Here is a 21,604-nt window from a genome sequence, read left to right as displayed (position 1 = left end):
AGGCCAAGGAAGGCCGAATAAAGGAGACGAACTTATGACTGAATTACATGACGTAGCAATGTTCTGTATCTTCTACTCCGGAGTCGTAATGTACGCCCTCTGGATCACAGTGGCCCGCCGCCCCCAAAGGGTGGAAGTGAAGAACAAAAGGGCCTCTTGAAAGTGATTTAAATTCTATGTGTTTTGCGACTCTTCGAAGGTTTGGTGGTTCCCTTCGTGAGTCCGGGGGAGGGATGACCTCCCCCATTTTTTTTGCCAAAGACTTACCCATCCCCATTCTTTTTTACACAATCTTTGCCGTTATAAAGTAAACATCAGGCGCTCTAGTCTAAGCAGAGCGAATTCGTACACCTCTTTTTGAATATTTCCCCTGTCCTTAAAGGGTTTCATTTAAACTGCGCGAACTTAAACCCAACCCTCAAGGAGAATTTCATGAAAATAAAAACAGGTTTCGCCCTTATTTTAACGACTCTATCCGTAAGTGCTGCTTATGCAGAACAGGTCTCTTATTCCAATAACGTCGCTACTTCCGCCAGCGCCCCGGACGGATCTGGCAGTCAGATCACAGAAGGCCAACCCATTTCCGTCAGCAAACACTATAAAAAAATCGTGGATGCCGCTCAAGTCGACGCCGTCGTAGCCCTTCAAAATGGAGAAGTTTCCGATCTTCTGGTTGAGGCGATCACGATCCTTCGCCAAGAAGCCACAACTCAGCAGGTGGTTCTTTCAGACGAAGAAATCATTAAACTTATCGCTAAGGGTCTTTAAGATGAAACACAAGCCCTTCGTTTTAAGGTCCTTTGCATTTTTTGTGATGATCAGCATCTCCGCAAATGCACTTGCCAAACCGAACGAGGGGCTGGTCACTGAAATTTATCATCAGGCGCTGCAAAAACTGCCGCCGATGATGCAAAATACGCTGACCAAAGCTCGCGTGCAAGTCGATCCCTCTTTCAGCGATCCAGATCACATCGCTTATCAAAAAGGAAAGTCCATCTTCGTGGGCAAGACATTTCTTTCCCTCGCCACTTTCTGGGGACAGCGCCGCGCCATCACCGATGCGACGGTCGTTAAGACCACGGGTCTGGACTTCCAAAAGAAATCCTTCCACCACCGCAATGTGGATCAATTTTTAATAGCGACCCTGATTCATGAAGCAGCACATATTTACGATCAAGCTCGGGACTTCACGGCTCTGGAGTCCAATGCGATCGTGAATTGCCTTAACGACGGCGGAACGACGGGCTTAAGCTGTGAGTTGTATAGAAACAGACGTTTCTCGATCTCTGATAGCCATACTTTTTTAAATCTCGTCGGTTGGGTGGCACAAAGTTCTCTGAATCACCGCCGCTTGAACGAGCTTTTGCTTTCTCGCAGCCCCGATCCTTACGAATACTCTAGCCCTCAGGAAGCTTTCGCGGTGAACCTTGAGTACTTTCTGCTTGATCCTGAATATAAATGCCGTCGCCCTTTTCACTACGAATTCTTTAAGTCCCGTTTTGACTGGGCCCCCTTTCCTTCAACAACTTGTCCCGAGTTAAATAATACTGTTTTTGTGACGGACCCATCGTCTTTTAGCAAAACATCAATGGCTCTTGATCCGGAACGACTTTATGCCGTCGATTATTTATTGGCAGGCCCTGGCCCCGAGGTCATGAGCCGTTGGGGGCATGCGATGATCCGATTCATTTTCTGCCCGAAGAACACGCCCCTGCAAGAATCCTGTCGGAATAACACAGCCAATAGCATAGTGCTGAGCTTTCGCGCCCGGGTCGATGAACTATTCATTAACAACGCGATGGGACTGCAGGGAAAATACGACTCCGTCGCCTTTTTCTACCCGATGGCTTCAATCATTACGGAATACAACACCAACGAGCTTCGCGATCTACAAAGTTTCGAAATACCTCTGACGAAAGAACAGAGGAAAAAGTTTCTATCTGCCGCCATTTATTCCCATTGGAATCATCAGGGCCGTTACTACTTCCTGAGCAACAACTGCGCTACCGAAACCCTGAACCTGATGAAATTCGCATTCCCCGAAAATGAGCTGTTACAGGAAGTTTTCGCGACAACGCCAATTTCTTTGGCCGAAACCCTCAAGCAGATCGGCGCAATTCAATCTTTACAGAAGAGGCCGGGATATTCCTACCCGTCCAAACTTCGGGTCTTCAGCGACGCTATAAAAAATCTCAATGAAAAATTAGGGACGTCCTTCCGCTCCCTTGAGGACTATGCTTCTTGGAATGAAACTTCGAAAAGTCGCCACTTCGCCAATCTGCAGTCCTTGCCCCGCATCACCCTGCTGAATCTTTATCTTCTGGAAAACCGTCACTATGCTCTATTGCGCGTCAATACCTGGTCGCAAATTTATCGGTCACTGGAAAAAAACGGCGACGACTTTGTGATAAATGATTCCTATAAAAAAGTGTCTTTACTGAATCGCAACACCTCCACCCCTGGCCTGCTCTTAAGTTCAAAATCCTATGGCATGCCATTGAAGAACGAGGTCGAAGACCTCAATGACAGCGACCTTTGGCCGAGAATTGATGAGGCCTCCCAAGACTTCAAAAGCGCCCGCGAACATCTTCAGTCCAAGTACGCCCCTTTGTTAAACGATGTCGTCGTAGCGGAGCAGCGGCTGCGAGTTTTGCAGGCTCTATTTTAAACTGCGTCTTTGCCCGGACTCATGAAATATTTCCATCGCTTAGATGTAAACACAGCACAGTTTTCAATGCCTCCGCAGAGGTCTTGAGAATTTTTTTCCAGAAGCCCTTCCCAGACGAAACTTAGCTCCCGTTTTCCCGACGAACGCTTTATATCGTTCTGGTCAAAATACATCGAGGTACAAATGAAATTGCAGGTCTTGCTGTCACTTCTAGTGACTGCATCTATTTCTCATGCACAAGAAAACACGCCACCACTCACTTTAGAAGAGGCGGCGAAACTTTACAAACCGACTTACAGAACCAACTTCAGCACAGACATGAGCGCATTCATGCAAAACTCTCCGATCTTTAACGGCTTGGGTTTTGTCTACGTCAATCCCAACGGTGTTTCGCCTAAAATCACCGAGTCCGTGGTTTTTCACACCAACACAGTTAAGGTTCCGGTCACCACGACAACCATCGTAGATGTCCCTTACACCTACACCGTCCCCGTAACGACAACAACGACGGTCACGGTTCCTTATACCTACACAGTTCCGGTAACAACGACTTGGACGACAACTTCCGTCGTACGAACAGAGGTCGTCACCCCCTATTCAGTTACCAACTCAACAGCATCGTACGCCCTCACTTCTGGATGGGCTTCTTCAAGTGTCTCAACGGTGGCTGATGTAACGAACAGCATCCTGGCGAATAGTGCCCAGCTCACCCCTAGTGAATCTCAAAAAATCTTTGGCGGCGACTACGCCAACTATTGGGTGATCCATGGTGCCCCCACCAGTGCTGAAGATGTAAAAGCGGCGTTAGCTTCGTCAGGGACGAAGGCTCCTTGGGACAATGGTGTTATCGATATCTCTGGCTGGACGACCACGGGGGTTCGCAACGCCAATACGACGACAGTTATTTCTAATCCCGCCGACTACGTGGATGGATCTGGAGTTCTTCATCGCGGACGCACGATCACAACGACCACTTATAATGCTGTCGAGGATAGAACAAAAACGAGTGTCGCATTCTGGCAAGATACCAATAGCAACGGTTTGGTTGACGATACCGATACCGTCTATGTCTATACAAACGATCAAATGCTTATGACCGGGGATGCCACTCGCACCGATGTTACAGAAGCCGGTGAACGCGTCACTTACCGTGACGACTTGGTGACGGAAACACATTCTGAAACGCATATGGAAGAGCGTACTGGCACTCGCGAAGAGACAGTCACCGAAACTCATGACGAAGAACGCACGGGAGTTCGTCAAGAAGAGCGCACAGAAACTCACGAAGAAGAAAGAACAGAAACCACACAAGAAGTTGTCCGTAATAAAAAGAACACCTGGAAGTTCAGCTTCTCGCCGATTCTTTCTTTGGACATTCAGACGCCGACTAAAATCACGAGTCTTGATTCCCAGTTTGTGGTCCCAACGGTTTCCCAGGGAACCAGCCGGAAATTTATCGAGCCGGCCTCGGCGACCAAAGGTTTCTTAGTTGAAAAGAAAATGGCTGTGACCGGCGCGATAGGTGGCGCCGTGGTCGCTCAATATTCAGCCTGGAAACCCGGCACCGCTTTAACTTTAGGAATGGCCCCTATTGCTGGAACGGAAAAAACTTATCGCACGATCGTGAAAACCGGCTACGAGGCTGAAAACGTCACCGTGCCTGCTGTTCCCTCGTCATTGTCAGATCTGAAAAAATTGAAAGTCGGCGACACGATCAGCTTCGCTCAAGTGGGTGGCGTGATGTTCTCTGCCGGCGCGGCCTATGTGGCCTTGAATGTCGGTGTCAATTACATCGCGATCGGACAATGGAAAACAGACATCCAAAAAGTGAATGATTCCATTTATTATGTGAATCGCACCGCCGTTAAAATGAATAACTTTGGAGCCTCCATCGGTACGACGTTGACGATTGCTTATTCGGCAAATCAATTTAAATCGACGGACTCGCAATTCAGTTGGGTCTTCAATGCCGCCGATCCTCAGGGCGCCAAAGCCTTGGAAAACTTTGTTTTCAAAGGTATCGCTTTGGATGCGCAAAAACTGGTAAATGCATCGGGCGAAACTGCGGTTCTGGCCGTGACGAAACAGGATAACATTGCCCACGGCGCCTTGCGCACGATCAGCATGGGCGTTCCCTACATCACGACAAGCTGGGGAAAAGGTCGTATTAATCAAACCCAACTTACGCAGTACTTCCCGGACAACACCCTTGGTGACGCCAACTATTCAGTTTACCTGAAGGCTCGCGACAGCCGGATGTTCAACTGGATTGAAAATTCAACAGTCGCGTTTTCTGCGGGCCGTTACAATGTTCGTGACGTGAATACAAACGAGCTTCAGGACTCGGGTTACATGGGGCAGTTCATCGTGTCTTATACTGACACTCACACCAAAGGTTCTGAACTTCAGCGCGTGGTGAACCAACTTGTGGCATTGACGGGAATGCATAAGGAACTTTACGTAGAAGTTCCAAAAATGAACAACCTGGGCTATGGCGCCCTGTCTTTCCAACTGACTTTTGATAAGTCGGCCACGGATTTCTTAATGGCATTGGCAACCGATCGCTCAGCTTCGCGCAAGCTTGAGCGTGATGCGCAAGTCTTCTTAAATGGTTATGTCCGAGGTAATGGCTTTGACCGTAAAAACAACTGGTCTTCGACAGATCCAATCGGTATGTGTGGAACGATCTATGACTACAATATCGATGTCTGTATTGGCCAGGCTCAGGAAGCGACCTTAGCTGCGACGGGCGAGGCTATTGTCAATCTGCGCGACATGAAGGCGGCGTTAGAACGTGGCGATCGCCGTGCCTTCACCACCGCTTACGCTGACTTTGGTAAGTCATTAACGGCAAGTCCTTTCACATTCCAGGCAGTCCTTTCGGCGGCCGTCGCCGGAACTGCGGGTAAGGGTGTTAGCGCCTCTTACAACGTTTCTGGAACTAGAATTAAAAACTATTCTTTGACGCCTTCCTGGGATGCGACTCTTGTCAACGAAATCAATCCGCTGACAAAGTAATTCCTCACACGATATGAAACAGAAAAGCCGGGTCTTCCCGGCTTTTCTGTTTTTCTTGAATCACATTTTAATTTAGATACGTCTCATCCTAAATCCGCGCCCCATCAACCTATCGATTAAAGCCGCAGGTAAAAAGCGTCCCATCGCCGCGAAAAGCTTCACGTTCTTGCCTAACAAATAATAGCGGTCAGGACGAGGTGATTCTATTGACTGAAGCATAACCTCCGTCACGGTTTCAACCGGAATCGCCGTCTTCACCGTTTCACTCACACCCTCTTTGAGAGCTTCCAACTGAGGACCGTAGACTTTTCGCATCTCTTCACTCATTTCGCGTTGCCGGTCCTCGCTATGGGAAATGGATTTGGACCAGATCTCGGTGCGGACCGGGCCCGCTTCGATCAAAATGACCTTCACCGCGAACGGCATCATTTCCCGGCGTAACGAATCGTTAAAGGACCGCAACGCAAACTTGGAAGAACAATAAGGCGACAAAAAAGGTGTGGAAATTTGCCCGCTGATAGAGCCAACGTTAACAACCCTGCCGCGGGTTTCCCTTAAAAGAGGCAAAAAAATCTGCGTCAGACGAACAGGCGCAAAAACATTCACGGCAAAGAGATCGCGCCACTCCTTTAAAGGCAATGCCTCGATCGGCCCCCCGATGGCCACGCCCGCATTATTCACTAAAATAAATTCTCGGTGACGATCCCACGTTTCGGTGACTGTTGTAAAAGCGTTCTGAATATCTTGTTCGTTCACGACATCTAATTTCAACACGGTCAAGAGTTCAGGATATCGGGACTGCAAGGATTGCAGAACTTCGGGACGTCGGACACCGGCCCATACCCGATGACCTTTTTCACAAAGCCTCTTGGTAAGATCAAACCCAATGCCCGTCGACGCTCCTGTTACCAAAATCTGTTTCAAGAAAAACTCCCTTGCTGTTTCTTTGGTATCATGACCCGTCTTCAACTGTCCACCTTCGCTCGACTGCGACCGGGCCTTGTGGAAAATTATAAACCTGACCGAGGGACGCAAGGAGAGCGTCTCCCAGAGACACACAAAACCCTGTTGCTGCGAATTTCCACCTCGCCACAGCTTTCACAAAGGAACAAAGGTCCAGAGTCCCCTAGGGTGGAAAACACTCCTCCATTTCTTATTCTCTGAAATATCAGAAGAGTCCCGTTAACTCGTTCTTTAAAAATCCGAAACGTAACCATCCAATGAGGAGGACGTTTTTTTATGAACAAAACAAAGCACTACGAGTACTACGGATATCAGTTTAAATCTTATTATAAACCTGCGGGTCACGGCTACGAAGTTGGTTTCACTTTCGAAGGCAAACCCTTATTCGTGGGTAACTTCGTACACAAGAAAGAGGCTATGGAATGGTGGCGCTCTTTCAATCAGGAAATTCCTTACTTTTTCGCAAAATATCAATTCCCTGTAAACGGCCCGCACCAATGGATGACAAAGTTCTTCACCAATTACATGTACACTTGTTATTACGCATGGCTTGACAAGAAATTCAATAAGTACACAAAAGAGTACTCGAAGTCTTACGAAAACAATGTGAAGTTCTATAAGAAAATGCAACCTGTTTGGAAAAAACGCGCTGAAAAGCGTGCGGCTTAATAATCAAGGCGCCAATTCAGAGGAGATGGCAGAGCTGTCTCCTCCGTTCCGCCGACGCCCCCCCTTTATCTCCCGCGACGCCCCACCCCAAGCGACTTATTGTGAGACAGATCTGCGCCACTCTGAGATTTCCATAAAGCTTCAATACTTCTGTTATTCAATGAATTCATGAATCGCAAAGCTCTGATAAAAATGTCTCTGTTCGGTATCTTGTTGGCCCTCGTTTTAAGCGTCACCTCGCTGCTGTTTTTAAATCGTTTTGCTTCTACTCAAGCGTCTCGATTCCGGGAGGAATTTTTAACTTTTTATGCTTCGTCCCTTTCCCGTAAAATTCAAAAAATGTCCTGGGAAGATCTTCGTCATGCAAAAAAGATTCTGCAGGAAGATCAGGGTTTCGGTCCTCCTCCACCGTTTGGTCCGCCAGGCCCTCATATGCCACCACCACCGAATGGCTTTCGTCCACCAAGACCGCCGAGGCCGCCGGGACCACCGCCGGGTCCTGAGATGTGGTTGGTCTCTGAAACGGGTGAAATTCTTGCACAGAAAGGGCCGTCGAAATGGAACCTGTCTTGGTCGTCCTTGCCTCGTCCCAATGACGAAAAGAAAATTCTCAATCAGGAGGACTTCTTCCGTCTTCGACCGTCTGTCTCTGTGATTAAGCTTGCCACCGATCTTCCGCTCTTTTTAGTGGTTCGCGAGAATAAATCCCTGCCCTTCGCACCTCTATTGATCGCGCAGGCTGTTCTGACTTCGGCGATGATCCTGATCGGGCTGGTAATCGCATTGGTTGTACTATTTTTCTATCTTCATAGAAAATCAAACGAAGCCCGCTCGGTTCTTCATCGTCTGGAGCAAGGCGACCTGAAAGCCCGCTTTGAAATCCGGCGCTTTGATGAATTTGCGGGACTGATGGTGGACTTCAATCGGATGGCTGAAGAAATTGAAATGCTGGTGGGCCGCATCCATACCACCGAAAAAAAAAGAAAGGAACTGCTACAGGAACTAGGACATGACTTACGCACTCCTTTAACCAGCTTGAAAACGAATTTTGAAACTTTGGAACTTCATCACGAAAAATTAGGTTCCGAGGAAAAACACCATCTGTTTAGTGTCTTAAATAGTGAGGTGGACTATTTGAAAGATCTTCTGGAAAAACTGATGACAATCGCCGCTCTCGATGAGCCCCATTATAAAGCCACCACTGCGCACATTGATTTGCAAGAGCTTCTGCTTCAAGAAATTAAAACGCGACAAAATGCTTCGGGGAACAGCCTGACCTGGACACTCGACACCCAACTGCAAGACATCGAAGGCATTGTACTTGGTGACCCTCACTTGATTTTACGCCTATTACGAAATGGATTGGACAACGCTTCTCGTTATGCGGAAACAAGAGTCCATGTCGAACTAAAGAAAGAAAAAGACAAACTTCAAATCCATATCAATGACGACGGCCCCGGCTTCGACGACGAGTCTTTAAAAAACTTTGGCGTTCGCAAGGAATTTCAAGGAAGGAAAATCACCAAAGGAGGCCATATCTCTTTAGGCCTGGGCGCCGTAATTATGCGAACTATAGCTGAACTTCACAACGGCAGCATTCACATCTCCAATCAGCGGGCGATAAATCAGAAGGCAGGTGCCTCTTTAAAAATTGAACTTCCTCTTTCATATTAGGGAAGCAAATCAAGATCAGCAAAATGGCGGAAATCCTCCTTCGGAGGATTTCTCAACGAATTTTCACCTAGCGGGATTTATTCTCAACAACTGGATTCTTATACAAGCCTTCCCGTATCCTGAATAAGGCGGAGGTGCACCATGCGAGTGGTTCGTTTGTTTTCCGGAAGCGAATGTCAAAGTTCCCAGCTCTCAAAAGAGGCCATGATCCTGATTAAAACACTGGATAACAATCAAGGCTCTTTCCAAGACATCGCGAAACGATGTTGCCAAGCCGGCGCCTGCCCAGTTCTATTCCTGTTGCGACGCAAATAAAAAACCCACGACAACAGTGCCGTGGGTTCTAGGAACAACGCCCGGAGAATGAGTCGAGACACTCTCCGGAGGAAATCTATTTCTTCTTCGGTAAAAGTACGCCATCGATGATATGAATAATACCATTCGCAGCAGGGACCGAAGCTACGATCAAAGCATCGTCCACATAAAGCTTGCCGTCTTTTCGGTGAATCGTCACATCGGTCAGATCGACTTGATTCAAGACGCGCCCGTCAGTCAAATCCGCCTCTTTAAGAATTCCAACAAAAACGTGATGCTGAAGAATATCTGCCAGCGCCTCTTTTTTATCCGCTTTCAAAAGACCTTCCACGGTGCCCGCAGGAAGTTTATCAAAAGCACTGTTCACAGGAGCAAATACCGTAAACGGCCCGGGATTAGCTAGAACGTCAACAAGCTCTGCCGCTTGAAGTGCTTTCACCAGCACCGTGTGATCTTTAGAACCCACAGCAATCTGCACAACATTCTTTTGTGAAACATCATCGACCACCGCGGCCTGTCCTGGCACCGGAGCCGCCGCCGTTCCTTCTGAAGAAACATCTGCTTTATTGGTGCAGGAATTGAGTGCAACAGCAATCACCATTAAACCAACTATCTTTTTCATATACTTTTTCCTCTATTTTTTATCGATACTGCGGAAGTACTCAAGAATCGCTCTGGTTTCATCCTGAGTGACATTCTGAAAAGTCATTTGTGTCATGTACTCACCCAGAAGTTCCTGAGCGATTGGATCCTTTTGTGTCATCTCTTGAGGATTCAAGATCATATTCATGATCCACTCGGGCTTTCTTCGTTCCGTGACACCTTTCAGATCCGGCCCCACATATCTTTCTCCCATCTTATGGCAAGCAGCGCATTTAGCCGAAAAAACTTCCGTACCATGTTTAACCAAGTCGGCTTTAATTTCTGACTCAAGAACCAGAGAAGTAATAGGACCCACTCCAATGTCTCCACCTCCAGTCGTAGGTGCTGCAGCCGCAGAGAAAACATCGGGACTACTCACTTCTTCTTTCTTCGTACAACTCACAACTGAAAACATATTGATAACAAGAAACGCTAAGACAATTTTCTGCATATTCTATCTCCTTATGACGAAGGACATAATATCCGAACAACGAATTAAGATAAGTGATGTAAGTCATGTTATGGCACAAACACCAATGGCAACGTCAAAAAAAATGAAAGGAACTGCCATGAAAATAAATAACAAAACTATGGTCACTGTCGCAGTGGGCATCGGCTTTGCGGCATCAATGTTTGCCTGTACGCCGAAGAAACCCTCCAGCGCGGGCGGCGCATCGGTCAGTAAAAACGCAGCAGAAAAAGTTTATGTAGCACCTGGTAAGCACGACGAATTTTACTCATTTCTATCTGGAGGTTTCAGCGGTCAGCTCGCAGTCTACGGCCTTCCTTCAGGTCGACTTCTTAGAGTGATTCCCGTGTATTCAGTGAATCCTGAAAACGGCTACGGATTTACCGAAGAAACAAAAAAAATGTTGAACACCAGTCACGGCTTCGTCCCGTGGGATGATTCGCACCATCCGCAATTGTCTTTAACGGACGGAAAAGTGGACGGTCGTTACGTCTATATCAATGCCAACAACACTCCTCGTATTGCCAAAATTGATTTAAAGACATTCAAGACGACTGAGATTATCGAGATCCCCAACTCTGGCGGAAATCACGGATCTCCGTACCTTACGGAAAACACCGAATACCTTATTGCCTCGACACGTTTCTCGATTCCACTTCCCAATAAAGACGTGGCGTTGGATAAAATGAAAGAGGAAGTAAAAGGAACCATTTCCTTTATTAAATTCGGTAAAGAGGAAAAAATGGAAGTGGCCTTCCAGCTTTTGGTTCCAGGTATCGACTATGACTTGGCTTCCTGTGGTAAAGGCATGTCTCACGGATACTGTTTCTTGACGTCTTACAATTCCGAAAAAGCATCGACTCTTATTGAAATCAACGCTTCGAAGAATGACAAAGACTTGTTGGCAATCGTGAACTGGAAAAAAGCGGAAGAATGTGTCGCCGCCGGCAAAGCGAAAACCGTTGACGGCCAGCACGTTCACAATGAGTTGAATGAAGCCACTCATACCGCCACTTCAACGACCATCGAAAAAGTCAAAATGTTGGATATTAAGGACTGTGACGGCGTTCTATACTACGCCCCGGTCGCAAAATCGCCTCATGGTGCTGACGTCGATCCATCCGGTCAATACATCATTGCCGGAGGCAAACTGGCGGCTCAGATCACCGCTTATGACTTCAACAAGATCGTCAAGGCGATTGAAGACAAAAAATTCAGCGGCGACTATGACGGCGTGAAGGTTTTGGACTACGAATCTGTTTTGGCCGGAGAAGTTAAAAAACCCTGTTTAGGTCCTTTGCACACTGAATTTGACGGTAAAGGCAATGCTTATACATCCTGCTTCGTCAGCTCTGAAGTCGTGAAATGGAAACTCGGAACTTGGGAAGTTGTGGATCGCATCCCAACCTACTATTCTTTGGGTCACATCATGATTCCAGGCAGTGGCTCAAAACAACCTTGGGGTAAATACCTTTTGGCGATGAATAAGATCACCAAAGACCGCTATCTGCCCGTGGGACCAGAGCTGCCGCAATCCGCGCAGTTGATCGATATTTCGGGCGATAAAATGGAAATGCTTTTGGACTTCCCGACCGTCGGTGAACCGCACTATGCCGTGGGATTCGAAGCCAGCCTAATTAAAGACAAGGTGAAAAAGATCTACACATTGGAAGACAACAAGCATCCGTTCGTAGCTCGGGGCGAAAAAGAGGCTCGCGTGGTTCGCGAAGGCAATGTGGTGCACGTTTATGGAACAGCCATTCGCTCTCACTTCATGCCTGACAACATCGAGGGCATTAAAGTGGGCGACACCGTCTACTTCCACGTGACGAATCTTGAGCAGGACTGGGATATTGCGCACGGATTCTCTATCATCGGTGCCAACACCTCAGAGCTTCTTTTGATGCCAGGTGAAACTAGCACGTTCAAATGGACGCCTTCAAAACCAGGCATCTATCCATTCTACTGTACTGACTTCTGTTCAGCGCTGCACCAGGAAATGCAGGGTTATATCCGAGTTTCCGCGCCGGGCTCGTCAACTCCGCTAAAATTCAATCAAGGAAAATAACGGAGATCAGAGAGGGGCGATGCAAGTCGCCCTTTTGAATTTAGAGGTATCTATGAATAAAAAAATAATTCGAATTCTTCTTCTGGTGAGTCTCATTTTTTTGGCTTCAACACTGATTTTGCCGCTTTGGGATATCGCTATTTTTGCGCCCCAATATCCGGAAGGATTGAATCTGCAAATCTGGCTGAATAAGATTTCAGGTGATCTTAATAATATTAACATTCTGAACCATTATGTCGGAATGAAAGCGATCACGCCATCAGACATTCCCGAGCTGGTTTATTTTCCCAAGCTCATCGCGGGCATTCTGGTTGTGGGTGCCGTGGCCTTGGCATGGCCTCATCTTGTCAGTATCGGTCTTTATTTCCTGAGTTTCGCAGCCTTTTCGCTCTTCGCGCTTTATGACTTTTGGAAATGGGAATACGACTATGGCCACAACCTCAGTCCGGATGCTCCGATCAAGGTGCCTGGAATGTCTTATCAACCGCCTCTTTTCGGTTCAGAGACTCTGCTGAATATTTCCATCTATTCCTATCCCGCAATCGGCGGGTGGCTGATGATGGTCTCCTTTTTAGCGGTTCTTTATGTTCTCTATTTAAGAGCCAAAGAGCTCTGGGGATAAATTTATGAAACAATCGCTGCACCTTCTTAGCATCCTTATTCTATCAACCCTGCTATTGTGGGGTTGCACGGAAAAAAAAGTCGAACCGATTCATTATGGGCACGACTATTGCGATCATTGCAAAATGCAGATCACGGATAAAAGATACGGTGGAGCTTTATTAACCAACGAAGGTCGCACTTTGAAGTTCGACTCTGTGGAGTGTCTGGCCCACACCCATCACTCTGAAAAGGATCATATTAAAGAGGTCTATTTCGTTGACTTTGCAAGTTCCGAACTCACCCGTCAGGACCGCATCCAGCTTTATAGAGACGAAAGCATGCGGGGCCCCATGGGTACGAATATTCAAGCTCACAAAAAGGAAATGAACTTACCAAAAATAAATTTAAATGAGGCGGAGCGATGAACTTTTTCGCCCTTCTTTCAATATGCCTGCTTTCTTTCTTCGGCACTTCCGCATTTTCGCGAACGTTGGAAGTGTGCGCTCATTGTGACCTCCAAACGATTCGGTCTGCACTACACAAGGCCCAAGACGGCGATCTAATTCTGGTCAAGGCCGGAGAATACAAAGAAGAAACCCTGACGATCACAAAAAGCATCAGCCTTATCGGCGAAACTGGTGCCACAATTTTCCACCTGGGTGAGGGGGATACAATTCTCATTCAGGCGCCCAACACCACAGTCAAAGGATTTAAAACTGTCGGCTCTGGCAAAAGCACCTATCATGACTACGCCTCTATCAAAGTTTCTAACACCTCGGGCTGTCTGATCGCAGACAACCAGATCGTGGACTCACAATATGGAATCATGATTGCCAATTCCAGCGCCTGCAGCGTCAGCGGAAATAATATCACCACCAATTCCGTACCGGCAGGTCTTTTAGGTGATGGAATTCACCTTTGGAAAACGACACACATGCGGCTGACAAAAAACACCGTGCACGGTCATCGCGATGGCATCTATCTGGAGTTCACCGAAGCCGGAGAAATCTTCGACAATACAATCCGGGGAAATCAACGCTACGGACTGCACTTTATGTTTTCTAATGACAACACCTTTCGTAACAACACGTTCAGCGGTAACGACGCTGGTGTCGCCGTGATGTACTCTAAAAGAGTCAAAATGCTGAACAATGAATATGCGGACAACAAAGGGTCTGCCTCGTTCGGTCTTCTTTTGAAGGACATCTCGGACTCTGAGATCGTCGGCAACGAATTCCTCAGGAATACCGTGGCCATTTTTATGGAAGGTTCCAACAGAAACAATATCCATTCGAATCGTTTTGATAAAAACGGCTGGGCCATTCGCCTGCTCAGCTCGTGCGATTCGAATCTGTTTCAGGGCAACGCCTTCCTGGATAATACTCTGGAAGTCGCGACAAACTCGCAAACGAACTTAAATACCTTTAAAGGAAATTATTGGGCTCACCACCAGAATGTCGATTTGAATCAGGATGGAATTGTGGATCTTCCCTACCAACCCACCAGTTTTTCCTCATATTTACTTGAGAAATACAATCTCAGCATTCTTCTTGTGGGCACGCCGATTTTGAAATTCCTGGATTGGGCAGAGCAGATGTTTCCGGCCATTTCTCCAGTCAGTCTACGCGATCCAGAGCCTCTCATGCCGCATTTATCCCGGGGGAACAAATGATAGAAATTCGCAGTCTTAGTAAGTCTTATGGCAAAAAGAAAGTCCTGGATCGTCTGAACGGCAAGTTCGAAGAGGGATTGATTCATGGTATTCTGGGACCGAACGGTTGCGGCAAAACGACTTTGATCAAGTCCATGCTGGGACTGGTCCATATCGACGCAGGCGACGTTCTTTTAGACGGCGTGCCGTTGAAAAATTGCCGAGAAAAAGTCTCCTGGTTACCCCAACACCCCGAAGCTCCGCGCAACACCTCGCCGCAAGAACTTTTCACCTTCATCGAAGATCTGCGCGGAGAAAAAGCCGTTTTCAAAGACTTGCTGATCCGTGAATTTGATTTTTCCAGCGAACTGACAAAGCCTTTAAAGGCTCTTTCCGGCGGAAACTTTCAAAAGTGTTTTCTGATTGCGACTTTAATGTTTGATGTCCCTTTGATCATACTAGACGAGCCTACAGTGGGCTTAGATCCCGTGGCTGCCGCCCATTTTAAAAAAATTCTTATGGCCAGGGCACACAAGACCACCGTTCTTTTAATCTCGCACATTACCAGTGAAATCGAACAACTTTCTGACAAGGTCCACTTTCTTCTTGATGGCCAATGGGCCTACAGCGGTCTGGTCAGTGACCTCGAAAGTCAAACTGGCGTAACGGGCTTTGAAAGTTCGATCGTCCATGTTCTTTCTAAAAGCAATGAGGTGTCTCATGCGAAAATTTAAGACTCTTTTTAAATATGAATCCCTCGCCCTCGCTCAAAGCCGTTGGCTGTGGATTTATTTAGCGGCCTTCAATCTTATTCTTTTTGCCCTCCGTTACTTTAGCAACGAGCCTCAACAGCTTTTTGTCAGCACCATGAACTCAATCTTATTCTTTCATTCAATCGGGCTTTTGCTTTTTGCGACCCTTTCTTGGCAAAACAACTCAGAATTCATCTCTTTGATACTGACCCAACCTATTCAAAGAAAAACCGTTTTCATCGCCCGCTTTCTGGCCTTCGGCCTTTCCCTTGCTCTATTTACGGATGCCTCCTTGCTTTTGCAAATGGGGGCTTCTTTATCCCCTGAAGAAAACTTGCGCCTTCTGGTCAGCCAAACCGTCGTCGAGATTATTTTTACCGGTCTCGGATTTCTTTTGGCTATTCAAATTCAAGATCGACTGAAAGCCATGGCCGTTGCAGCGGGACTCGTTCTTTTATTCTGCCTTGTTTTGGACAGTGTCAGTCTGTGGATTATCATCAATTATGCGTCTTATCCCTTAGAGAAAATTATCTTAGGTCTCAGCGCCTTAAACCCTCTGACTCTTTTGAAATTCCAGAACCTGGCACACGACGAAAATTCGCTATGGATCGGTTATGCCGGACTGCTTTTACAGCGAGCCTGGGACAGTGGATTCATTCAGACTCTATGCGGTCTGGCACTTTCATTGTGGATTGTACTGCCAGTCTCGGCCGCCTGGGTCAGATTTAAATACAAAGACTTTTAAAAGTGACGGCAATATCGAAATTCGTATAGGCTTTTAATATGAAAGAAAAAGTAGCTATCCTTGGTGCCAGTAAAAATCCAGAGCGTTATTCTTACCTTGCCTTGAAGATGTTGCAGGAATACGGGCACACGGTCTTTCCGGTGAATCCGGGCCTTGAGGAAATCGAAGGTGTGCCCGTTAGCGCGTCTTTAAATGATTTAAAAAATATCGACACCGTGACCCTCTATATGAATCCCACGAATCTGCAGGCCCATGTTGATAAAATTCTTCAGCTTAAACCGCGACGGGTGATCTTCAATCCCGGGACGGAATCTCGGGATATCGAAGCCACCTTACAGAAAGCAGGCATTGAGACATTAGAAGCCTGCACTTTGGTGATGCTTCGTACGAACCAGTTCGAAAAGTAGATCAAGTGGTCCAAGCTTATCAGAGCCCTATTTTGTTCTGATGTGCAAAGACTCTGCATCTCATAGTGAAACAGCCCTTCAAACCTTTGAAACGCTTCATTAAATCCAAGGTTCTCCGGATCGATGGACGGCACCTGCTTTGCTAATAAAAGAAAGCAGGAGAACCTTTGATGCAGCTTTTGGCTTTATTTATAGTCCTATTCCCCGCGCTCTCGGCATTCGCCACAGAGAATCTGCGTCTTTTTGAGTGGCATACTCAAGAAGCCATGGCACCTTTAATACTGCCTGTTCGCAACAATGAAACTCCGGAAGCAGCGGCAGAACGCTATCTGAAAAACCTGGAAAAGAATCCTGATCTGATGGAACTCTTCGAAGGACGTCGTCCTTTGCTTTCTGCAACTCGCTTTATTCCGGTGACGCAGGAAAATCGGGAAAGCCGCGCTTTGTTGATTGCAAACCTGCCAAAAGACTACACGCGAAACTCCTTACGCGTGCAAAACTTCAAGCGTCTGTTTCAGCAATCTCGACAAACTTCTTATATTCTTCCCGTCAATGCAAACTTGGGTTTAAGTCACGATGAAACCCGGGAACTTTTCAAACATATCGCAGAGAAATTTCCGCTGATGGTTGCCATGGGTGGGGATGACGTCGACACCTATCTTTATAAAAAAGAAAACATCCATGCAAAAAACACGAATCCTACGCGAGATCAATTCGAAGTGGCTTTGATCAAGTCTTATGTTGCACAAGAAAAAGGTTTTTTACTTGGCGTCTGCCGCGGCTCACAAATCACTTCTGTAGCTTTAGGATATCAGTTGATTCAAGACATTCCCTTTCATATCGGCGCTCAGGTTGCCCATGGCAATGACTGGCACCCGATCCAGGTGGTGGAAACGAAGTTCAATCTTTTAAAGCCATTCGCAGATGCGCAGATGAAGATGACCGTGAATTCCTTGCATCACCAATCCGTCATTTTTAAAGAAGGTGGCTTCCTGCAAATCGCAGCGCGAAGCCACGACGGCGTCACCGAAGCAACGGAGTTTAAAAATGGCCGAGGACTCCTTCTGCAGTTTCATCCGGAATTGATGAATAACGAATTGGGCGCAAAAATTCTGTGGAAACTTGTGCAACAAAAAAACCAAGTGATGGCCGCCCGCTGCGCCAAAATCTTCTGATTTCGACAGCCCGTTATGCCAACTTCCTCTCTGACTGTTGGCACTCCTTTAAGAGAGTTTTTGCGCTTCAACGAAAAATAGGCGTTGCTTCCCCGGAATGCTCCTCTAACATAAAGTCATGCTTGAACAGATCTTCCTGCACCAAAAACAATTCAGTCTTCAACTTCGCAAAGAGTCTTTAAAGACCCGTCTGGAATCACTTAACAAGCTGGAAGAGGCCATCCGTTCTCACCTTGCGGAAATTATTGAAGCCTTGGCGAAAGATTTCCAAAAGCCCGCCGCGGAAACATTGCTTTCAGAGGTCTATCCTACTTTGCATGAAATTCATTTTGCCAAAAGCCAGCTAAAAAAATGGACTCGGCCCCGTACCGTCAAGACCCCTTTTCTGCTGATGGGAAGTACCAGTAAAATTCACTACGAACCACGCGGTGTGTGTTTAATCATAGCTCCCTGGAACTATCCATTCCAGCTCACACTGGCGCCGCTTATCTCTGCCCTAGCGGCGGGTAACTGCGCTATTCTTAAACCTTCGGAATATACGACACACACTTCCAGACTCTTGAAAAAACTGATCGACGAAACCTTCGCACCTGAATACGTAAAACTCATTGAGGGCGGACCTGAAACCAACGCGGCGCTGTTAAGTCTGCCATTTGATCATATCTTTTTCACTGGCAGCACACGGGTCGGAAAAATTGTGATGGAGGCCGCCAGCAAACATTTAACCAGCGTCACCTTAGAACTGGGTGGAAAATCTCCGACGATTGTCGACGCCTCTGCGAACCTCGCCCTGGCTGCCGAAAAGATCGCTTGGGGAAAATTCTTGAATGCTGGTCAGACCTGCGTCGCCCCAGATTATATTCTGGTGCAAAATGAAGTCTTGAGTGAATTTAAAGCAGAGCTCTTTAAACACATCGAAGGCTTTTACGGTAAAACGCCCGATGAAAGAAGAAAGTCGCCGCATTTCGCGCGGATTATTTCCACCCACCACACGCAACGCCTAGCGAATATGCTCAAAGAGGCGCAAAAAGATCAGGCCCTCGTTTCTTTTGGCGGAGACGTCGACATCGAAAACCATTATATTGCCCCGACGGTTTTAGAGAAAGTCGACGCACACAACGATCTTATGAAAGAAGAGATCTTTGGCCCGCTTCTGCCCTTAGTTCCTTATAAAGATATCACCGAAGCGATTCACTATATCAACGAACGCGAAAAACCTTTGTCCTTGTATATTTATTCAAATAGTAAATTGAATATTGAACGCGTTCTTAACGAGACCAGCTCAGGTGGGGTTTGCGTGAACGATTCAATTCTACACTTCATGAACCCCCATATGCCCTTCGGCGGCATCGGACATAGCGGCATGGGCAGCTCTCATGGCTTTTATGGGTTTCGAAATTTTTCACACGAAAAGGCCGTACTGACTCAGTCCTGGCTGGGGCGAATGACTCGTTTGATTTATCCGCCTTATTCCGACTGGAAATTGAAGCTGATCCGTCTTTTGCTTAAATGGAAGCTTTAATCCAGTTGCAAAATTTTATCTCGATCACCCACAATCCAAAGAACATCCCCTTTGCGCAAAGTCTCTGACGAGTCGGGATTCAGAAGACGCTGACCTTCCCTTTCAATTCCGACAACAAGACCATTCGTAGATTCGCGCAATCCCGATTCGCGAATGGTTTTGCTTAAATAAGGTGACTCTTCGGTTAACAGATACTGCTCTAGGCTGTATTGCGCCGCCTCGCCATCGTTCAGGACCGAGGAAACATCAAAACTTTCCGCATCAATAAAAGCTTTAAACTTCAAAAGCTGCTCGTCCGTACCAATCACATGCACTTGATCATGCGGCATCAGACACTCGTTGCGACCTGGAGCCGTGATGCGCTTTCGCCCCCTTTCAATCAGAGCGATCGTCACACCATACTTTTCCCGGATGGAAAGCTGATGAAACGGAAGACCTACATAGGGTGCTTCCGGAGGAATAATAAATTCCGTGATGTGCGCATCCCAGGGAGCCAAAGCACGATTGCTTTTCCGGGCATGCTTCTTTTGCACATCATCATGCAGATTAGAAAGAAAACGATTCTCAAACCATTGGTAAATATCCCGCAACTTATGCGACAGAACATAGCCAACAACAACCACCATCCACAACGTGATTCCCACGGCCCATGCCAAAGGCACAAACTGAGCCACCATCGCCCCTAAAAGTCCCACGGCAAGCATGATACGCGAAACCAAAAAGACGTAGTTGTGACTTCCCTTGCCTTGTTCGACCAAAAGAATTTCAAATTGCTTCGTTCGACCAAATGCCAAGGCCCAAAGAAAAGGTGCCGTCAAAATCAGTGTCGCACTGAGGGCAATAAACTTCGCCGGCCCTTCTTCCACCTGGCGTTCCAATAAAAAAGGTAAAAACACCCGAGACATCAGTAAAAATAGGGCGACAACGACAACGGAATTTAGGACGACTTTTAAAATATAAGCACGAACTTGTTCTTTCCATTCACGATTTCCCGACATCGAAAAAGAAATCATACTATAGCTATCCAAAGCGGCGATCAGTTTGGCGGGAAGAACCTTTTCCAAAAAAGCGTAAACTTTTTCGGACGATCTAAGCATATATGGCGTCGTAAAAGCGGTCACGACCGAGACCGAAACCGCAATAGGATAAATCTTTTCACTGACAACCTTTAAAGTTAAACCCAAAGTGGCGATGATAAAGGAAAACTCGCCGATTTGTGCAAGACTCATCCCAGACTGCACCGAAGATTTCAAGGTTTGTCCCGCAAGCAATGAACCAATGGTCACACTAAAGGTCTTTCCGACAATGACCACGGCCGAAAGAATCAAGACCTCTTGCCAATTATCACGAATCACGACGGGATCAATCAACATACCCACAGAAATAAAGAAGACTGCGGAAAAAAGATTCTTGATCGGCCCGACCAGGTGATGAATACGCTCACCTTCAATGGTTTCCGCCAAAATAGAACCCATGATAAAGGCCCCCAAAGCAGATGAAAAACCCACAGAACTAGCAAAGACCACCATAACCAAACAAAGACCGACAGCGACCACCAGAACGGTTTCTTCCGTTAACAGCTTTTGTGCCTTCTTCATAAAAGATGGCAGCATAAAAATACCTGCCACAAACCAAATTGACAGGAAGAAGGACAGCTTCACGATCGCGCCTAACATTTCTGTACCCGCGAAATCCCTGGTTAAGGCCACCGTGGTCAGCAATACCATCAAAAGGACGGCGACCAAATCTTCAATCACCAAAATCCCAAACACCTGACTGACGAAGCGAAGGTTCTTAAAACCCAGCTCTTCCACTGTGCGTATAATAATAGACGTGGAGGAAATGGACAAAATCCCGCCCAGAAATAAGCTGTCCATCGGAGACCACCCCAACAGGCGTCCCGTGACATAACCAAAGACAATCATCATGGAGATTTCAAGAATCGCCGTAAAGCTGGAAGAACCGCCCACCCGGAACAGCTTCTTAAAGCTAAATTCCAATCCCAGGGCAAAAAGTAGAAAAATTACGCCGATTTCAGCCCAAAGATGAATACTGTCGTTACTGACAATCGTCGGAAAAATCGTGGTCTTGGGCCCCACCAGAAAACCGGCTACCAGGTAGCCAAGAACGATGGGCTGGTTGAGTTTTTTAAAAATCAAAGTCACTAGCCCCGCAGTTCCAAGAATCAGGGCTAAATCAGAAATCATTGCAGGTAGATGTTGCATATAAAGAGTATGACAACTCTTGAACCTGCTCACAAATA

At 46.8% G+C, this 21,604-nt stretch carries 19 protein-coding genes; 15 read left to right on the top strand and 4 right to left on the bottom strand.

All coding sequences use genetic code 11. From position 1 onward, the window contains the following. Nucleotides 1-432: 432 nt before the first annotated feature. The 3 genes from OM95_RS02435 (at nt 433) to OM95_RS02425 (ending at nt 5,686) form a co-directional block, all read left to right on the top strand. A complete protein-coding gene (locus OM95_RS02435; protein ID WP_041869950.1) occupies nt 433-768 on the top strand; it encodes a hypothetical protein in 336 nt (111 codons plus the stop codon). A gap of 1 nt (nt 769) precedes the next feature. After that, entirely contained in the window at nt 770-2,668 is a 1,899-nt protein-coding gene (locus OM95_RS17030; protein WP_291515468.1) for a DUF4105 domain-containing protein, read from the top strand. 183 nt (nt 2,669-2,851) lie between these two features. Beyond that, complete coding sequence (locus tag OM95_RS02425) at nt 2,852-5,686, top strand: hypothetical protein (protein ID WP_041869948.1); 2,835 nt, start codon at nt 2,852-2,854, stop codon at nt 5,684-5,686. A gap of 72 nt (nt 5,687-5,758) precedes the next feature. On the opposite strand, the gene OM95_RS02420 is transcribed toward OM95_RS02425, so the two are convergent. After that, nucleotides 5,759-6,610: an SDR family oxidoreductase gene (locus OM95_RS02420; RefSeq protein WP_291515467.1), complete on the bottom strand. Its 852-nt coding sequence runs from the start codon at nt 6,608-6,610 to the stop codon at nt 5,759-5,761. Nucleotides 6,611-6,925: 315 nt separating this feature from the next. On the opposite strand from OM95_RS02420, the gene OM95_RS02415 reads away from it, so the two are divergent. The 3 genes from OM95_RS02415 to OM95_RS17025 all read left to right on the top strand — a co-directional run bounded on the left by OM95_RS02415 (nt 6,926) and on the right by OM95_RS17025 (nt 9,307). Beyond that, entirely contained in the window at nt 6,926-7,318 is a 393-nt protein-coding gene (locus OM95_RS02415; RefSeq protein WP_041869944.1) for a hypothetical protein, read from the top strand. 168 nt (nt 7,319-7,486) lie between these two features. Beyond that, entirely contained in the window at nt 7,487-8,992 is a 1,506-nt protein-coding gene (locus OM95_RS02410) for an ATP-binding protein (RefSeq protein WP_041869942.1), read from the top strand. A gap of 141 nt (nt 8,993-9,133) precedes the next feature. After that, nucleotides 9,134-9,307: a hypothetical protein gene (locus tag OM95_RS17025; RefSeq protein WP_291515466.1), complete on the top strand. Its 174-nt coding sequence runs from the start codon at nt 9,134-9,136 to the stop codon at nt 9,305-9,307. A 76-nt stretch (nt 9,308-9,383) separates the two neighbouring features. Here OM95_RS17025 and OM95_RS02405 read toward each other — a convergent pair whose 3' ends face one another. Beyond that, nucleotides 9,384-9,929, bottom strand: coding sequence for a fasciclin domain-containing protein (locus OM95_RS02405; RefSeq protein WP_041869940.1), 546 nt, complete (start codon nt 9,927-9,929; stop codon nt 9,384-9,386). Nucleotides 9,930-9,941: 12 nt separating this feature from the next. Continuing rightward, on the bottom strand, nt 9,942-10,400 hold the full coding sequence (locus tag OM95_RS02400; RefSeq protein WP_041869938.1) for a c-type cytochrome: 459 nt from the start codon (nt 10,398-10,400) through the stop codon (nt 9,942-9,944). Between the two features lie 118 nt (nt 10,401-10,518). Between OM95_RS02400 and nosZ the strand changes: the two genes are divergently transcribed. From nosZ to OM95_RS02355, 9 genes are all read left to right on the top strand, one after another. After that, nucleotides 10,519-12,486 carry a Sec-dependent nitrous-oxide reductase gene (nosZ, locus tag OM95_RS02395; RefSeq protein WP_041869937.1) on the top strand — a complete coding sequence of 656 codons (1,968 nt, stop codon included), beginning with the start codon at nt 10,519-10,521 and terminating at the stop codon, nt 12,484-12,486. 52 nt (nt 12,487-12,538) lie between these two features. Beyond that, a complete protein-coding gene (locus OM95_RS02390) occupies nt 12,539-13,108 on the top strand; it encodes a hypothetical protein (protein WP_041870049.1) in 570 nt (189 codons plus the stop codon). Between the two features lie 4 nt (nt 13,109-13,112). Beyond that, on the top strand, nt 13,113-13,514 hold the full coding sequence (locus tag OM95_RS17020) for a hypothetical protein (protein WP_291515465.1): 402 nt from the start codon (nt 13,113-13,115) through the stop codon (nt 13,512-13,514). Further along, a complete protein-coding gene (nosD, locus tag OM95_RS02380; RefSeq protein ID WP_291515464.1) occupies nt 13,511-14,761 on the top strand; it encodes a nitrous oxide reductase family maturation protein NosD in 1,251 nt (416 codons plus the stop codon). Before OM95_RS17020 ends, nosD begins: the two co-directional genes overlap by 4 nt. Continuing rightward, nucleotides 14,758-15,474 (top strand): ABC transporter ATP-binding protein, encoded by a 717-nt coding sequence (locus tag OM95_RS02375; RefSeq protein ID WP_041869936.1) that lies wholly within the window; start codon nt 14,758-14,760, stop codon nt 15,472-15,474. Before nosD ends, OM95_RS02375 begins: the two co-directional genes overlap by 4 nt. Then, nucleotides 15,461-16,237 (top strand): ABC transporter permease subunit, encoded by a 777-nt coding sequence (locus OM95_RS02370; protein ID WP_041869935.1) that lies wholly within the window; start codon nt 15,461-15,463, stop codon nt 16,235-16,237. Before OM95_RS02375 ends, OM95_RS02370 begins: the two co-directional genes overlap by 14 nt. Nucleotides 16,238-16,275: 38 nt before the next feature. Continuing rightward, nucleotides 16,276-16,644 carry a CoA-binding protein gene (locus OM95_RS02365; protein ID WP_041869933.1) on the top strand — a complete coding sequence of 123 codons (369 nt, stop codon included), beginning with the start codon at nt 16,276-16,278 and terminating at the stop codon, nt 16,642-16,644. 170 nt (nt 16,645-16,814) lie between these two features. Further along, on the top strand, nt 16,815-17,819 hold the full coding sequence (locus tag OM95_RS02360) for a gamma-glutamyl-gamma-aminobutyrate hydrolase family protein (protein WP_041869931.1): 1,005 nt from the start codon (nt 16,815-16,817) through the stop codon (nt 17,817-17,819). A gap of 118 nt (nt 17,820-17,937) precedes the next feature. Further along, nucleotides 17,938-19,341 carry an aldehyde dehydrogenase family protein gene (locus OM95_RS02355; RefSeq protein ID WP_041869929.1) on the top strand — a complete coding sequence of 468 codons (1,404 nt, stop codon included), beginning with the start codon at nt 17,938-17,940 and terminating at the stop codon, nt 19,339-19,341. Here the strand turns inward: OM95_RS02355 and OM95_RS02350 are convergent. Beyond that, nucleotides 19,338-21,566, bottom strand: a complete 2,229-nt coding sequence (locus OM95_RS02350) for a cation:proton antiporter (RefSeq protein WP_041869927.1) — start codon at nt 21,564-21,566, stop codon at nt 19,338-19,340. The two genes, OM95_RS02355 and OM95_RS02350, sit on opposite strands and share 4 nt — an antisense overlap. Between the last annotated feature and the right edge of the window lie 38 nt (nt 21,567-21,604).

The organism is Bdellovibrio sp. ArHS, assembly GCF_000786105.1.
GTDB lineage: Bacteria > Bdellovibrionota > Bdellovibrionia > Bdellovibrionales > Bdellovibrionaceae > Bdellovibrio.
Note: the sequence above shows the minus strand (reverse complement) of the source record. Positions and strands in the feature narration are given on the sequence as shown.

Coding starts and splice junctions, on each gene's coding strand:
- OM95_RS02435 (WP_041869950.1), top strand. CDS start 433: ATGAAAATAAAAACAGGTTTCGCCCTTATTTTAACGACTCTATCCGTA.
- OM95_RS17030 (WP_291515468.1), top strand. CDS start 770: ATGAAACACAAGCCCTTCGTTTTAAGGTCCTTTGCATTTTTTGTGATG.
- OM95_RS02425 (WP_041869948.1), top strand. CDS start 2,852: ATGAAATTGCAGGTCTTGCTGTCACTTCTAGTGACTGCATCTATTTCT.
- OM95_RS02415 (WP_041869944.1), top strand. CDS start 6,926: ATGAACAAAACAAAGCACTACGAGTACTACGGATATCAGTTTAAATCT.
- OM95_RS02410 (WP_041869942.1), top strand. CDS start 7,487: ATGAATCGCAAAGCTCTGATAAAAATGTCTCTGTTCGGTATCTTGTTG.
- OM95_RS17025 (WP_291515466.1), top strand. CDS start 9,134: ATGCGAGTGGTTCGTTTGTTTTCCGGAAGCGAATGTCAAAGTTCCCAG.
- OM95_RS02405 (WP_041869940.1), bottom strand. CDS start 9,929: ATGAAAAAGATAGTTGGTTTAATGGTGATTGCTGTTGCACTCAATTCC.
- OM95_RS02400 (WP_041869938.1), bottom strand. CDS start 10,400: ATGCAGAAAATTGTCTTAGCGTTTCTTGTTATCAATATGTTTTCAGTT.
- nosZ (WP_041869937.1), top strand. CDS start 10,519: ATGAAAATAAATAACAAAACTATGGTCACTGTCGCAGTGGGCATCGGC.
- OM95_RS02390 (WP_041870049.1), top strand. CDS start 12,539: ATGAATAAAAAAATAATTCGAATTCTTCTTCTGGTGAGTCTCATTTTT.
- OM95_RS17020 (WP_291515465.1), top strand. CDS start 13,113: ATGAAACAATCGCTGCACCTTCTTAGCATCCTTATTCTATCAACCCTG.
- nosD (WP_291515464.1), top strand. CDS start 13,511: ATGAACTTTTTCGCCCTTCTTTCAATATGCCTGCTTTCTTTCTTCGGC.
- OM95_RS02375 (WP_041869936.1), top strand. CDS start 14,758: ATGATAGAAATTCGCAGTCTTAGTAAGTCTTATGGCAAAAAGAAAGTC.
- OM95_RS02370 (WP_041869935.1), top strand. CDS start 15,461: ATGCGAAAATTTAAGACTCTTTTTAAATATGAATCCCTCGCCCTCGCT.
- OM95_RS02365 (WP_041869933.1), top strand. CDS start 16,276: ATGAAAGAAAAAGTAGCTATCCTTGGTGCCAGTAAAAATCCAGAGCGT.
- OM95_RS02360 (WP_041869931.1), top strand. CDS start 16,815: ATGCAGCTTTTGGCTTTATTTATAGTCCTATTCCCCGCGCTCTCGGCA.
- OM95_RS02355 (WP_041869929.1), top strand. CDS start 17,938: ATGCTTGAACAGATCTTCCTGCACCAAAAACAATTCAGTCTTCAACTT.
- OM95_RS02350 (WP_041869927.1), bottom strand. CDS start 21,566: ATGCAACATCTACCTGCAATGATTTCTGATTTAGCCCTGATTCTTGGA.